Source organism: Streptomyces sp. NRRL B-1140 (assembly GCF_001280065.1).
In the GTDB taxonomy this organism is placed as follows: domain Bacteria; phylum Actinomycetota; class Actinomycetes; order Streptomycetales; family Streptomycetaceae; genus Streptomyces.
In genome coordinates, this window is record NZ_LGEA01000091.1 from 335,975 (window position 1) to 348,515 (window position 12,541).

A 12,541-nucleotide genomic window follows, 5' to 3' on the forward strand; every position below is an offset into this window, starting at 1 on the left:
GTTGAAGCTCAGCCTCCCCCGCGTTCCCCGCAGACCGTCGGCGCCCGGCGTCACCCATCGCAGGAGCCTGTCCCGCCGGGCCCTGCTCGGCCGCATCGCCGCGGTCGGCGGTGCCGTGGGCGTCGCCGCCCTGCCCCTGTCCCGTTTCCTGCCCCGCGCGTACGCCGACGCGGACCACCCTCTCCCGGCCCGTGTGCGGGACGCCCTGCGCAGCGCGCAGGACCGGACCCGGCGCGTGCTGGCCGGCTCGCGCTCCCACAACGGCTGGGAGATGGAGAACGCCGCCGACGACGGCGGCACCGTCTACACGCGCCCCGTCCCCGGCACCCCGCTCACCGGCGTCGCCGTGCGCATGGGCGACGTGGAGGCGGTCCTCGTCCACCTGGTGCGCCGGTTCCACTACGAGGTGGATCCGCTGCGGCGGGGCGACGTCACCGGATGGCGCGAGCCGGCCGGCCTGGCCAGGAGCCGGCCCGAGTCCAATCTGGCGTCCGGGACTGCCGTGCGGATCCGGCCCGGGTTCTATCCGCGCGGCGCCCGGGGCGGCTTCTTCCCGCAGCAGGAGACCGTGATCCGTGACATCCTCGCCGAGCTCGACGGCGTGGTCCGCTGGGGCGGCGACGACCGTACGCCCGACGAGTCGCTGTTCAGCATCGACGTACGTCCGGACGACCAGCGGCTGGTCCGGGTCGCGGCGCGGATCCGGGGCTGGCAGCTGGAGCCCGGAGCCGGTGCGGGCGTCCCGGTGAACGTGCTGTCTGGTGTCCGGCGCAAGGCGGCACGGGCGCTGGAGCGCCGACAGCGCACCGCGGCGTGACCTCCGTATGACGCGGCATGACCGCCGTCTGACGAAGGCGGGTGTATGACGAAGGGGCTCCGCCGCGGTGTGCGGTGGAGCCCCTTGGCCGTGCTGCCGGTGGCGCCTTACCTGCTGAAGCCGTAGTTGAGCAGCTTCGTCGCGTCCGCCTTGCGCGCGTCAGGGCCGGTCGAGGCGAGGACCGTGCCGATGACCGTCTTGCCGTTGCGGGTGGCGGCGAAGACCAGGCAGTACTTCGCCTCCGGGCCCGAACCGGTCTTCACACCGATCGCGCCGGAGTAGCTGCTGAGCAGCGGGTTGGTGTTCTCCCACGGTGCCATCGTCCGCGTACCGCCGGACTTGGTGGTCGTCTTGGCCGTGTACTTCTTGGTCTTGACGATCGTGCGGAACGTGGAGTTCTTCATCGCCGAGCTGGCGAGCTTGGTCAGGTCGCGCGGCGTGGAGTAGTTGGCGCCGTGGCCGATGCCGTCGAACGAGTCGAAGTGGGTGTTCTTCAGACCCAGGTTCTTGGCGGTGGTGTTCATCTTGCCGATGAACGACTTCACGCGCGCCGAGCGCGTCGAGCCCGAGCCGAACTTGTCGGCGAGCGCGTACGCGGCGTCGCACCCGGACGGGAGCATCAGCCCGTACAGAAGCTGGCGGACGGTGACCTTGTCGCCGACGATCAGCTTCGCGTTGGACGCGTAGTTGTTGTCGACGATGTATTCGCTGTACGCCTTCTGGATCGTGACCTTGCTGTCCATGTTCAGGTTCGACTGCTTCAGCACCACCAGAGCGGTCATGATCTTGGTGGTCGAGCCGGTCGAGCGGCGCGTGTCGGCCGCCTTGGTGTAGAGCGACGTGCCGGTCGCGTTGTTCATCACATAGCCGCCCTTGGCGGCGATGGAGGGCGCCGAGGCGGCCTGCGCCGGCGCGACGGTGAGGGCACCGGTCGCGAGCATGGCGCCGGAGGTGACGGCGACGGCCGCGGCTCTGCGGAGACGAGTGCCCTTAATGCCGGTTATCAAGTCAAGTACCCCAAATACGTCGAAATGCCCCAACGGTGCGGCCGAGTTGAGGACGAGGGGAAGGGGGCCGCACGTATCTGACTCGTAACTAGCACACTAGGTTGTGCTGTTGCCGAGCCGGACCCCCCCTTTGCCACAGATGTGTGACATTCAAGTCCGCATACTGGACGTATCCCTTCATGCGTACGTGTTGTATCTATGCTGTCCGCATGACCCTGGCCGTGAAGCAACCGCCCGCCGCCGACCGCGTCTACAGCCACGTCAAACAGGGCGTCCTGGAGCGCCGCTACGAGGGCGGCTCCCTGCTCACCGAGGGCGAACTCGCCGAAGCCGTCGGGGTGTCGCGCACGCCGGTCCGCGAGGCGCTGCTCCGGCTCGAGGCCGAAGGGCTCATCCGGCTCTACCCGAAGAAGGGCGCCCTCGTCCTGCCCGTCTCCGCGCAGGAGATCGCCGACGTCATCGAGACACGGCTGCTCGTCGAGGAGCACGCGGCGCGCAAGGCCGTACCCGCCCCCGCCGGGCTCGTGGAGCGTCTGGAGGAGCTGCTGGCCCGGCAGAAGCAGCAGGCCGCCGCCGGGGACTTCGCAGGCGCCGCCGTCACCGACCGCTGCTTCCACGCCGAGATCGTCCGCAGCGGCGGCAACGAGATCCTCTCCCGCCTCTACGACCAGCTGCGCGACCGTCAGCTCCGGATGGGCGTCGCCATCATGCACTCCCACCCCGACCGCCTCGCCAAGACCCTCGCCGAGCACGAGGAGATCCTCGACGCGCTGCGTTCCGACGACGCGGAGACGGCCGTCGGTCTAGTCCGGCGGCACATCGGCTGGTTCGCGCACCTGGCCCGGGGGGAGGTCCGATGAGCGCCACCGCGATACCCGGTGAGCCTCCCCCAGAGGGGGCACCCCCAGGCGGGCGCAGGGCGCTGGCCGTGTGGGGCACCGGCGTCTCGGTCTACTTCGTCGCGGTCATCTTCCGCACGTCCCTGGGCGTGGCCGGTCTCGACGCCGCCGACCGCTTCCACGTGAACGCCTCGGCCCTGTCCACCTTCTCCATCCTCCAGCTGCTGGTCTACGCGGGCATGCAGATCCCCGTCGGCCTGCTGGTCGACCGGCTCGGCACCAAGAAGGTGCTGGCGCTCGGCGCGGTGCTGTTCACCGCCGGACAGCTGGGCTTCGCCTTCTCCCCGTCCTACGGCACGGCGCTCGCCTCCCGGGCGCTGCTCGGCTGCGGTGACGCGCTGACGTTCATCAGCGTGCTGCGCCTGGGCAGCCGCTGGTTCCCGTCCCGGCGCGGGCCGCTGGTCGCCCAGTTCGCGGGACTGGTCGGCATGGCCGGCAACCTCGTCTCCACGCTCGTGCTGGCCCGGCTGCTGCACGGCATCGGCTGGACGGCGGCGTTCGCGGGCAGCGCGGCCGCCGGGGCCGTGGTGCTCGTCCTGGTGCTGCTGTTCCTCAAGGACCACCCGGAGGGCCAGGAACCGGAGCCGCTCCCGCACCAGGGCGCGGCCTACGTGCGGCGGCAGATCGCCGCCGCCTGGCGGGAGCCCGGGACCCGGCTCGGCCTCTGGGTGCACTTCACCACCCAGTTCCCGGCGATGGTGTTCCTGCTGCTGTGGGGCCTGCCGTTCCTCGTCGAGGCGCAGGGGCTGTCCCGGGCGGTCGCCGGTGAACTGCTGACCCTCGTCGTCCTGTCGAACATGGTGGTGGGCCTGGTCTACGGCCAGATCGTCGCCCGGCACCACGGGGCCCGGCTGCCGCTCGCACTCGGCACGGTCGGCACGACGGCGGCCCTGTGGGCGGCCACCCTCGCCCACCCCGGCCCGCACGCCCCGATGTGGCTGCTCATCGTGCTGTGCACGGTGCTCGGGGCATGCGGACCGGCATCGATGATCGGCTTCGACTTCGCCCGCCCGGCCAACCCACCAGAACGGCAGGGCACCGCCTCCGGCATCACCAACATGGGCGGCTTCGTGGCCTCCATGACCACGCTGCTCGCGATCGGCGTCCTGCTGGACGCCACCGGCGACGACTGGTCCCTGGCCTTCTCGGCGGTGTTCGTGCTGCAGGCGGTCGGCGTCTCCCAGATCCTGCGGCTGCGCGGGCGGGCGCAGCGGCGGGAGCGGGAGCGGCTGGTGGCGAGCCGGGTGGAGACGGTGCACGTACCGGCGTGACGCTCCGTCAGGCGGTGGGTACGAGGGTGAGGTACGCGAGGCCGAGCACGCCGCGGTAGGTGAGCCACCGGGCGCGGTGCCGGTCGACGCGCTGCCGTGTCTCCTCCGCGAGGGGGTGACGGGGGTGCGCGGCGAGCCACACCTCGGTGTCCGCGAGATACCCCGACTCGAACGCCTCCCATTCGTCGAGGCTCGCGGTCTCCGTCCACTCGGGCCGGAACCCCGCGTCGACGGCCATCCCGATGAGCGTGGCGAGGTCGGGGTGGTCCGTCGCGGCGGCGTCCGGCCACATGCGGGACAGCTCGTCGGGGGTGGGCGTGCGTTCCCAGAAGCCCTCGCCGAGCAGGACGCGGCCGTGGTCGGTGACGAGTCGGCGCAGCTCGGCCAGCGCCTCGGGGAGCCGGTCGCCGAGGGCCTGGCTCGACCCCACGCACAGGACGAGGCCGGCGGGACCGCGGGTGGTCCCGGTGGCGGACTCCTCCACAAAACGGACCCGGGACGCCAGGCCCCGCTCTTCGGCGGCCTTCCGCCCGCGCGCCAGGTCGCCGGCGTCGAGGTCGACGCCGGTGCCGGTCGCCCCCGGCGCGGCGGCCAGGACGCGCAGCATGAGCTCGCCCGAGCCGCAGCCGATGTCCAGGACGGTGGAGGGCCGGTGGCGGGTGAGACGTCGTACGAGGGCGTCCGCCCGGGTCTCGGACAGCGGGCCGTGGAAGGTGAGGCGGGTGCGGTGGGGTGGGGTGGTCATGTCCAGGACGGTAGGGGCCGCGGCGGGGCGGCGGCATGGGGTTTTCCGCCCCCCCCGGGGGTTCGGTGCGGGGGCCGGGCGGGTCCGCAGCGCCTACCGCGTCACCGCGAAGTTGTTCAGGATCGCCGCCGTCAGCTCCGGGTCGCCCTCCGTCTTCAGGCGGTCGGAGACCGACTCCGGGGTCACGCGGCCGCAGGCCAGCCGGACGTACGTCTCCCAGTCGAGGGTGAGGGTGGCGGCGGGGCCGAGGGCCGGGGCCGTCTCCAGGGTGCCGCGGCCCTGGATGTCGACACGGATCGTGCGCAGGAACTCGACGGGTCCGTGCACGTCGAAGACGATCGCCGAGCTGCGCGGTGCCTGCGCGTCCTCGGCCACCACGCGCGGGAGCTCCCCGAGCAGCACGTCGCGGGCGACCAGCGCACCGGGGGAGTCGAGGTTGCCGGGGCGGCCGAGCGCCGTGCGCAGGTCCTGCTCGTGCGCCCACACGTCGAACGCGTGCCGCCGCATCGACTCCTCCAGGGTGAGCTCGCTGCCGTGCGGCCCCCGTACCTTCGTGCCCGGGTCACGCGACTCGTTGCGCAGCTGCCGGTTGCGGCGGATGATCACGTACTCCAGCTCGGAGGTCATCTCCGGCGCCGTGTGGTGGCGGCGGACGTCGACCTGCATCTCCATGTAGCGCTGGTGCTCGTTGGTGACGTGGAAGAGGTCGCGCGGGAGGCTGTGGATGGGCCGGGGGTCGCCGAGCATCTCGCAGTCCAGACCGATGACGTGGGAGACCACGTCCCGTACCGACCACCCGGGGCACGGCGTCCGCCGGTTCCACTCGGCCTCCGGGAGCGGCTGCAGCAGCTCGGATATCGCTTCGATGGAGTGGGTCCAGGCGTCGGCGTAGGGCTGGAGGGTGGGATGCAGACTCACGGAACGGGACCCCTCGGCGGTTCGGTCACGGGCAGGTGGTGGCGGCGTTGCCAGTGGGAGGTGGCGGCTGTCGGCGGGCGTCTTGCGAGCTAAGTTACGCTGCTGTGAGGCACCCCGGCAGTGCTTTCGTGTGACGATCGTAGGCCCGTGTGAACGGCTCGAATGCCAGGACGGTGGTAGTGTGCGCGCCTCTGTGATCCAGATTGCCGTGAACGAGGACGAATCGGTCGAAGCGCGCCGCCGACGCGTGACGGAGCTGGTCCGGAAACAGGCCGGAGCCGATCTCGTCGTCCTGCCGGAGCTGTGGACCACGGGCGCCTTCGCCTACGAGGAGTTCGGGCGCGAGGCCGAGCCGCTCGAAGGGCCGACGTACGAGGCGATGGCGAAGGCCGCGAGCGATGCGGGCGTGTGGCTGCACGCGGGTTCCATCCCGGAGCGGGACCCTGACGGGCCGCTCTACAACACCTCCCTCGTCTTCTCCCCCTCCGGCGATCTGGCCGCCGCCTACCGCAAGATCCACCGCTTCGGTTTCGACAAGGGCGAGGCCGTGCTGATGGGCGCGGGCAGCGAGCTGGTGACGGTGCGTCTGCCCGCGACGACCCTGGGCCTGTCCACCTGCTACGACCTCCGCTTCCCCGAGCTCTACCGCGGCCTGGTCGACGCCGGTGCCGAGACGCTCGTGGTGTCGGCGGGCTGGCCGGAGCGCCGCCGCTCCCACTGGACGCTGCTGGCCCAGGCACGGGCGGTCGAGAACCAGACGTTCCTCCTGGCCTGCGCAACGGCCGGGACGCACGCCGGAGTTCCCCAGGCCGGTCACTCGATCGTGGTCGACCCGTGGGGCGAGGTGCTGGCGCAGGCCGGTGCCGGCGAGGAGGTCCTCGCGGTGGAGTTCGACCCGGGGAAGGTCGCCACCACCCGGGAGCAGTTCCCGGCGCTGAAGGACCGGGTGCTGGGCCTTCAGCCTCCTCGCCGGCCCTGACCGGCGCTCTCAGTCCTCCTGCTCCTTCTCCGCCAGGTGGATCACACACACCGCCACCGCGATCAGCAGCGCCGGATCCGCGTCCTCGCGGACGACGTCCACGCCGTAGGTGTCCCGCAGGGTCAGCCACCGCCGGGAGATCACCGCCAGCAGCTCCCCGTCGTACTCGACGGCGAACTCCCGGTCGAGGATCTTCCCGCTGACGTCCAGCTCGTTGCCGTCGGCCAGGGACACCCGGTAGTGGTTGCGCAGCAGGGACAGCCGTTTCCTGCGGATCGTCGCCAGCGGCTCCCCGCCGCGCTGGAGCACCATGGTGTCGCGCAGGGCGAGCATCTTCTGGTGGATGTCGACGAGAACGCGCCCCTGGGTGTCCTTCAACTCCCAGGTGTCCCGCAGCCGCAGGGCCTTGCCGTCGACGAGGAACACCTTGCTGCCGCGGTCGTCCTCGATCCAGTAGTCGTCACCGAAGCCGAGAAGCCGGTCGTACACGAGGAATCTCATGAGACGAGGGCTTCCCGGCGGCCGGTGGTGCAACGCCGCCGATAGGCCGAAGGGCTGAACCCTGCCGTCCGCCGGAACCGCTGCGCAGCGGCGAGGCGTCCGGGCTCAGACCCCGTAGCCGTCGCTGTAGCCGTCGCGGCGGTGGTGGTGCACCGCCGGGTCGTCCACGACCGGGGTCGTGGGGGGCACCACCACGCGTCGGCGCCTGGCGATGCTGCTGAACGTGGTGACGCCGATCAGTCCGACGATCATCAGGATGATGCCGACCAGGTCGAGGTTGACCCCCTGCATGTCCCAGTCGGTCGCGAACGTGAGGATGGCTCCCACGGCGATGAGGATGATGCATCCGCCGAGGCCCATGTTGTGTCGCCTCCCTGTACGGTCCGGCCGTTCCGGTCCCGGAACACCGGGTACCCCCGAAGGGAACACCCATGCGGTGGCGGCCCGTTCTACCTCTCCAGGAACGCCGCCAGCGCGCCCGCGAGGAGGAACGGGTCGTCGGCGCCGCACAGTTCGCGCACGCTGTGCATCGACAGGATGGCCACGCCGATGTCGACCGTCCTGATGCCGTGCCGGGCGGCGGTGATCGGGCCGATCGTGGTGCCGCAGGGCATGGAGTTGTTGGAGACGAAGGACTGGAAGGGCACGCCGGCCGCCTCGCAGGCCGCCGTGAACTCCGCGCGTCCCGATCCGTCGGTGGCGTAGCGGTTGTTGACGTTGACCTTGAGGATCGGGCCGCCGTTGACACGCGGGTGGTGCGTCGGGTCGTGCCGCTCCGCGTAGTTGGGGTGGACGGCGTGCCCCGTGTCGGAGGACAGGCAGACCGTGCCGGCGAAGGCGCGGGCCCGGTCCTCGTAGGAGCCGCCGCGGGCGAAGACGGAGCGCTCCAGGACGTTGCCGAGCAGGGGCCCGTCCGCGCCGGTGTCCGACTGGGAGCCGTTCTCCTCGTGGTCGAAGGCGGCCAGGACCGGGATGGAGGAGGGGGCGGACGCCCCGGACGCCACGGCCGCCAGGGCCGCCGTACCCGCGTGCACCGACAGGAGGTTGTCCATCCGCGGACCGGCCAGCAGCTCGCGGTCGCGGCCCAGGTAGGCGGGCGGTTCCACGGAGTGCGTCATCAGGTCCCAGCCGGTGACCTCGCCCGCGGGGATGCCGGCCGTCTCCTCCAGGAAGGCGATCAGGTCGCCGTCGCGGACGTCGCCGCCGAGGCCCCACACCGGCTGCATGTGCCGCTGCTTGTCGAGCTTGAGGCCGTCGGCCGTCACCGAGCGGTCCAGGTGGATGGCGAGCTGCGGGACCCGCAGCAGCGGCCGGTCGACGTTCACCAGGCGGGTGGAGTCGTCGCGCAGGGTGAGGCGGCCGGCGATGCCGAGGTCGCGGTCCAGCCAGGAGTTGAGCAGCGGTCCGCCGTAGATCTCCACGGCCACCTGGCGCCAGCCGTGCGCCCCGCTGTCGGGGAGCGGCTTGACGCGCAGGTTGGGGGAGTCGGTGTGTGCGCCGACGATCCGGAACGGCGTGTGGGGCGCTGCGCCCTCCGGCACGTACCAGGCGACGATCGCGCCGCCGCGCAGCACGTACTTGCCGCCGCTCGTCCCGTCCCAGGCGTCCGTCTCGGCGACCTGCCTGAAGCCCGCCTTCTCCAGCCGCTCGGCGGCGTTCGCCACGGCGTGGTACGGCGAGGGGCTCGCCGCCAGGAAGGTCATGAGGTCGTCGGTGTGGCCGCGGTCGAAGCGGGCTCGTTCGGTCATGGGTTCACCTTAGCGACGGACGAGGGCCCGTTCCCGGGGTAGGGGAACGGGCCCTCGGACGGAGGACGTGAAAGATCTAGAACGCGGCCTCGTCCAGCTCCATCAGGTCCAGCTCGACGCCCTCGGCGACCTTGCGGGCCAGGGTGACGCCCGGCAGGACGTTGGCGGCGAAGAACTTCGCGGCGGCGATCTTGCCGGTGTAGAAGGCCTTGTCCTTGGCGGTGGCCGTCTCCAGCTTCGCGGCGGCGACCGCGGCGCCCTTGAGCAGCAGGTAGCCGACGACGACGTCACCGGAGGCCATCAGCAGGCGGGTGCTGTTGAGGCCCACCTTGTAGATGTTCTTGACGTCCTGCTCGGTGGCCGCGAGGTCGGTGAGCATCAGGCCGACGATGGCCTCCAGCTCGACGGCGGCCTTGGCCAGGTGCTCGCGGGCCGCGCCGAGCTCCTCGCCGCCCTCACCGAGCGCCAGGAACTTCTTGATGTCCTCGGCGAGGGAGTTCAGCGCGGCGCCCTGGTTGCGGACGATCTTCCGGAAGAAGAAGTCCTGCCCCTGGATGGCCGTGGTGCCCTCGTAGAGGGTGTCGATCTTGGAGTCCCGGATGTACTGCTCGATCGGGTACTCCTGCAGGAAGCCGGAGCCGCCGAAGGTCTGCAGCGACTGGGCGAGCTGCTCGTAGCCCTTCTCGGAGCCGTAGCCCTTGACGATGGGCAGGAGCAGGTCGTTCAGGGCCTCCAGGGCGGAGATGTCCTCGCCGGCGGCCTCCTTGACCTGGATCTCGTCCTGGATGGAGGCGGTGTACAGCACCAGCGCGCGCATGCCCTCGGCGTACGCCTTCTGCGTCATGAGCGAGCGGCGCACGTCGGGGTGGTGGGTGATGGTGACCTTGGGCGCGGTCTTGTCCATGAAGTTCGCCAGGTCGGGACCCTGGACGCGCTCCTTGGCGTACTCCAGGGCGTTGAGGTAGCCCGTGGAGAGCGTGGAGATCGCCTTCGTGCCGACCATCATGCGGGCGAACTCGATGATGCGGAACATCTGGCGGATGCCGTCGTGCTTGTCACCGATCAGCCAGCCCTTGGCGGGGTGCCGGTCGCCGAAGGTCATCTCACAGGTGTTGGAGGCCTTCAGGCCCATCTTGTGCTCGACGTTGGTGGCGTAGACGCCGTTGCGCTCGCCCAGCTCGCCGGTCTCGAAGTCGAAGAGGTACTTCGGGACGAGGAACAGGGACAGGCCCTTGGTGCCGGGGCCGGCGCCCTCGGGGCGGGCCAGCACGTAGTGGAGGATGTTCTCCGACATGTCGTGCTCACCGGAGGTGATGAAGCGCTTCACGCCCTCGATGTGCCAGGAGCCGTCCTCCTGCTGCACGGCCTTGGTGCGGCCGGCGCCCACGTCGGAGCCCGCGTCGGGCTCGGTGAGCACCATCGTGGAGCCCCACTGCTTCTCCGTGGCGACCTTGGCTATGTGCTTCTGGACCTCGTTGCCCTCCTCGAAGAGGATGCCGGCGAACGCCGGGCCCGAGGAGTACATCCACACGGCCGGGTTGGCGCCCAGGATGAGCTCGGCGTAGGCCCAGATCAGGGAGCGGGGCGAGGTGGTGCCGCCGATCTCCTCGGGCAGGCCCAGGCGCCAGTACTCGGAGTCCATGAAGGCCTGGTAGCTCTTCTTGAAGGACGCGGGGACCGGCGCGGTGTTGGTCTCCGGGTCGAAGACCGGCGGGTTGCGGTCGGCGTCGATGAAGGACTCGGCCAGCTCGTTCTCCGAGAGGCGGGTCAGCTCCTCCAGGACGCTCTTGGCGGTCTCGACGTCCATCTCCTCGAACGGGCCGGTGCCGTACACCTTGTCGCGCCCGAGTACTTCGAAGAGGTTGAACTCGATGTCGCGGAGATTCGACTTGTAGTGCCCCATGGCGACGGCTCCCGGCTCCGTAGAGAGATCGGCGAGGCACTGGATCCTCGCGCTAGTTCACGTACCAACAAGTAGCTACGATGATGCTACCCGTCGGTAATAAGAAGCAACCCCGATCCGTCATCATGTGACAGGTCACACCGGAACGGTCAATGCCGCGGTGTAGCCGTCCTTCGCACTGCCCGTCGTCGTCGCCAGCTGACGGTCGTGGCCGTCGCTGAAAACACCGTCGTCCGCCAGGGACAGGCCGGCCAGATTCGGCACACTGGCGCCGTAGCCGTCCGTGGCGTAGACCGCGTCGCAGACGTCCTTCGGGAAGGCGAGCTGCGAGGTGTTCGTGGTCGACGTCGCCGCGGTGGCGTCCGCGAGGCTGCCGTAGACCTCGAAGTGCAGGTGCGGCCAGCGGCCCGGGTAGCAGCCCGGGAAGACGCTGGTGAACACGACCCGGCCGCGGTCGTCCGTCTCCTGCACGCCCCGCAGATAGTTCTCCTCCGTGACTCCCTCGGAATACAAGGAGTAGGCGCCCTCCCGGTCGCAGTGCCAGAGGTAGACGGCCGCGCCCTTCTTCGGTGCCCCGCAGCCGGAGGCGGCGTCCACCACCGTGAGCCGGACCGTCAGCGGCACGCCCTCGGCCGTGCCGCCCGCGGAGTCGCCGAAACTCCGCGTGATGTCGCGGCGCACGACCCCGCTCTCCCTCAGCACGTTCACACCGTTCGAGCCGTCGCCGGGGAAGGGGCCGGCCGTCTCCTCGGGGATCTCCGCGCACCCGCCGGGCGAGGACGACGCCGGGGCACTCTCCCGGGACTCGGACGTGCAGCCCGCCAGCGGGACCAGGCTCACGCCCGCCATCAGCCGGATCATCCGGCGGCGGGCGAGGACGGGAAGGTCGTGGGCGAGGCCTCCGTCGTGCTCGGGAGGGCTGTCGTCGGGGCGTGCGCTCATGCCACGACGCTACGAGCGCGGACCGTGGCGATCCACGGTCCGCGCGCTGTCGACTCGCTGTCGGTTTCCCGGACCGGCGGTACCGGTCCGCCCGCCCGGCCGCTCTCGGTACGCTTGCGCTCATGTACGGCTACGACCAGACAGCGGGCCCGCAAGGGCAGTACGCCCCTCCGCAGCAGCCGATGTCCGGCGGGTACGGGCAGCAGCCGCCGCTGTACCCCGAGCCGTCCCCGCCCTCCCTCACGGACGCGGTGCGCGCCTTCACCACCGGGCAGATGGCCGCCGAGGACTTCCAGCAGGTCTTCGCGACGTCGAAGGTCTACTGCCCGCGCGGCGACAACCCCGGATTCCTCGCCCTGCACAACACCCAGCAGCCGGTGATCCCGATGTTCAGCACCCTCAAGGAGCTGCGCCGGTACGCGGGCAAGGAGTCCAAGTACTTCGTGATCACCGGCGCCGAGGTGCTGGACCTGCTGCCGACCGGCTACGGCTTCGTCCTCGACATGGAGGGCGAGCACCGCATGGTGTTCGACGCGAAGGCCGTGGAGCAGATGGTCGAGTTCGCGATGCGCCGCATGTACGGCGGCTGAGACCAGGCCGTAGTCACTTCGGCGGGCGCAGGGCAGGCCGTCGGGGACGACCTCCAGGCCGTAGGCGAACCTCAGGCCAGTGTCCCAGAGCCGTCACCCCGCAACCGGGTGACGGCCTTTCGCCGTGCCCGCCTCCCGTGGTTCGCTGCGCCGTCCCCCGGGCGGGAATGCCCTCCCGGTTTTCTCTGTTCTGGGTGGCAGGAAGTTCAACGCTCAACTAA

General features: G+C 70.7%; 13 protein-coding genes. 5 read left to right on the plus strand and 8 right to left on the minus strand.

The features are described 5' to 3' along the window. Position 1 precedes the first annotated feature (1 nt). Positions 2–817: a hypothetical protein gene (locus tag ADK65_RS13430; protein WP_234352866.1), complete on the plus strand. Its 816-nt coding sequence runs from the start codon at positions 2–4 to the stop codon at positions 815–817. Positions 818–924: 107 nt separating this feature from the next. Here ADK65_RS13430 and ADK65_RS13435 read toward each other — a convergent pair whose 3' ends face one another. Then, positions 925–1,824 (minus strand): D-alanyl-D-alanine carboxypeptidase family protein, encoded by a 900-nt coding sequence (locus ADK65_RS13435; RefSeq protein ID WP_053670245.1) that lies wholly within the window; start codon positions 1,822–1,824, stop codon positions 925–927. A gap of 209 nt (positions 1,825–2,033) precedes the next feature. Between ADK65_RS13435 and ADK65_RS13440 the strand changes: the two genes are divergently transcribed. Both ADK65_RS13440 and ADK65_RS13445 read left to right on the plus strand, forming a co-directional pair. After that, on the plus strand, positions 2,034–2,684 hold the full coding sequence (locus ADK65_RS13440; protein ID WP_053670247.1) for a GntR family transcriptional regulator: 651 nt from the start codon (positions 2,034–2,036) through the stop codon (positions 2,682–2,684). Further along, on the plus strand, positions 2,681–3,994 hold the full coding sequence (locus ADK65_RS13445) for an MFS transporter (protein WP_078955944.1): 1,314 nt from the start codon (positions 2,681–2,683) through the stop codon (positions 3,992–3,994). The genes ADK65_RS13440 and ADK65_RS13445 overlap by 4 nt, the downstream gene beginning before the upstream one ends. Before the next feature lie 7 nt (positions 3,995–4,001). On the opposite strand, the gene ADK65_RS13450 is transcribed toward ADK65_RS13445, so the two are convergent. Together ADK65_RS13450 and ADK65_RS13455 are read right to left on the minus strand one after the other, a co-directional pair. Further along, the gene (locus ADK65_RS13450) at positions 4,002–4,739 is read right to left on the minus strand and encodes an SAM-dependent methyltransferase (protein ID WP_053670249.1); all 738 of its coding nucleotides are present in this window, start codon (positions 4,737–4,739) and stop codon (positions 4,002–4,004) included. 93 nt (positions 4,740–4,832) lie between these two features. Next, on the minus strand, positions 4,833–5,657 hold the full coding sequence (locus ADK65_RS13455; protein WP_053670251.1) for a maleylpyruvate isomerase family mycothiol-dependent enzyme: 825 nt from the start codon (positions 5,655–5,657) through the stop codon (positions 4,833–4,835). A gap of 181 nt (positions 5,658–5,838) precedes the next feature. Between ADK65_RS13455 and ADK65_RS13460 the strand changes: the two genes are divergently transcribed. Next, positions 5,839–6,636, plus strand: coding sequence for a carbon-nitrogen family hydrolase (locus ADK65_RS13460; protein ID WP_053670253.1), 798 nt, complete (start codon positions 5,839–5,841; stop codon positions 6,634–6,636). A gap of 9 nt (positions 6,637–6,645) precedes the next feature. On the opposite strand, the gene ADK65_RS13465 is transcribed toward ADK65_RS13460, so the two are convergent. The 5 genes from ADK65_RS13465 to ADK65_RS13485 all read right to left on the minus strand — a co-directional run bounded on the left by ADK65_RS13465 (position 6,646) and on the right by ADK65_RS13485 (position 11,730). Continuing rightward, on the minus strand, positions 6,646–7,137 hold the full coding sequence (locus tag ADK65_RS13465; RefSeq protein WP_053670255.1) for an LURP-one-related/scramblase family protein: 492 nt from the start codon (positions 7,135–7,137) through the stop codon (positions 6,646–6,648). Positions 7,138–7,242: 105 nt separating this feature from the next. Then, complete coding sequence (locus ADK65_RS13470) at positions 7,243–7,497, minus strand: DUF6458 family protein (RefSeq protein ID WP_031118113.1); 255 nt, start codon at positions 7,495–7,497, stop codon at positions 7,243–7,245. 89 nt (positions 7,498–7,586) lie between these two features. Continuing rightward, positions 7,587–8,885: a M18 family aminopeptidase gene (locus ADK65_RS13475; RefSeq protein WP_053670257.1), complete on the minus strand. Its 1,299-nt coding sequence runs from the start codon at positions 8,883–8,885 to the stop codon at positions 7,587–7,589. A 76-nt stretch (positions 8,886–8,961) separates the two neighbouring features. Continuing rightward, positions 8,962–10,788 carry an acyl-CoA dehydrogenase gene (locus tag ADK65_RS13480; protein WP_053670259.1) on the minus strand — a complete coding sequence of 609 codons (1,827 nt, stop codon included), beginning with the start codon at positions 10,786–10,788 and terminating at the stop codon, positions 8,962–8,964. A gap of 135 nt (positions 10,789–10,923) precedes the next feature. Continuing rightward, positions 10,924–11,730: an intradiol ring-cleavage dioxygenase gene (locus tag ADK65_RS13485; protein ID WP_053670260.1), complete on the minus strand. Its 807-nt coding sequence runs from the start codon at positions 11,728–11,730 to the stop codon at positions 10,924–10,926. 122 nt (positions 11,731–11,852) lie between these two features. Here ADK65_RS13485 and ADK65_RS13490 point away from each other — a divergent pair, with 122 nt between their 5' ends. Beyond that, positions 11,853–12,320: an SseB family protein gene (locus ADK65_RS13490; RefSeq protein ID WP_053670262.1), complete on the plus strand. Its 468-nt coding sequence runs from the start codon at positions 11,853–11,855 to the stop codon at positions 12,318–12,320. The last annotated feature ends 221 nt before the right edge of the window (positions 12,321–12,541 follow it).

Coding starts and splice junctions, on each gene's coding strand:
- ADK65_RS13470 (WP_031118113.1), bottom strand. CDS start 7,497: ATGGGCCTCGGCGGATGCATCATCCTCATCGCCGTGGGAGCCATCCTC.
- ADK65_RS13465 (WP_053670255.1), bottom strand. CDS start 7,137: ATGAGATTCCTCGTGTACGACCGGCTTCTCGGCTTCGGTGACGACTAC.
- ADK65_RS13475 (WP_053670257.1), bottom strand. CDS start 8,885: ATGACCGAACGAGCCCGCTTCGACCGCGGCCACACCGACGACCTCATG.
- ADK65_RS13440 (WP_053670247.1), top strand. CDS start 2,034: ATGACCCTGGCCGTGAAGCAACCGCCCGCCGCCGACCGCGTCTACAGC.
- ADK65_RS13450 (WP_053670249.1), bottom strand. CDS start 4,739: ATGACCACCCCACCCCACCGCACCCGCCTCACCTTCCACGGCCCGCTG.
- ADK65_RS13480 (WP_053670259.1), bottom strand. CDS start 10,788: ATGGGGCACTACAAGTCGAATCTCCGCGACATCGAGTTCAACCTCTTC.
- ADK65_RS13485 (WP_053670260.1), bottom strand. CDS start 11,730: ATGAGCGCACGCCCCGACGACAGCCCTCCCGAGCACGACGGAGGCCTC.
- ADK65_RS13490 (WP_053670262.1), top strand. CDS start 11,853: ATGTACGGCTACGACCAGACAGCGGGCCCGCAAGGGCAGTACGCCCCT.
- ADK65_RS13445 (WP_078955944.1), top strand. CDS start 2,681: ATGAGCGCCACCGCGATACCCGGTGAGCCTCCCCCAGAGGGGGCACCC.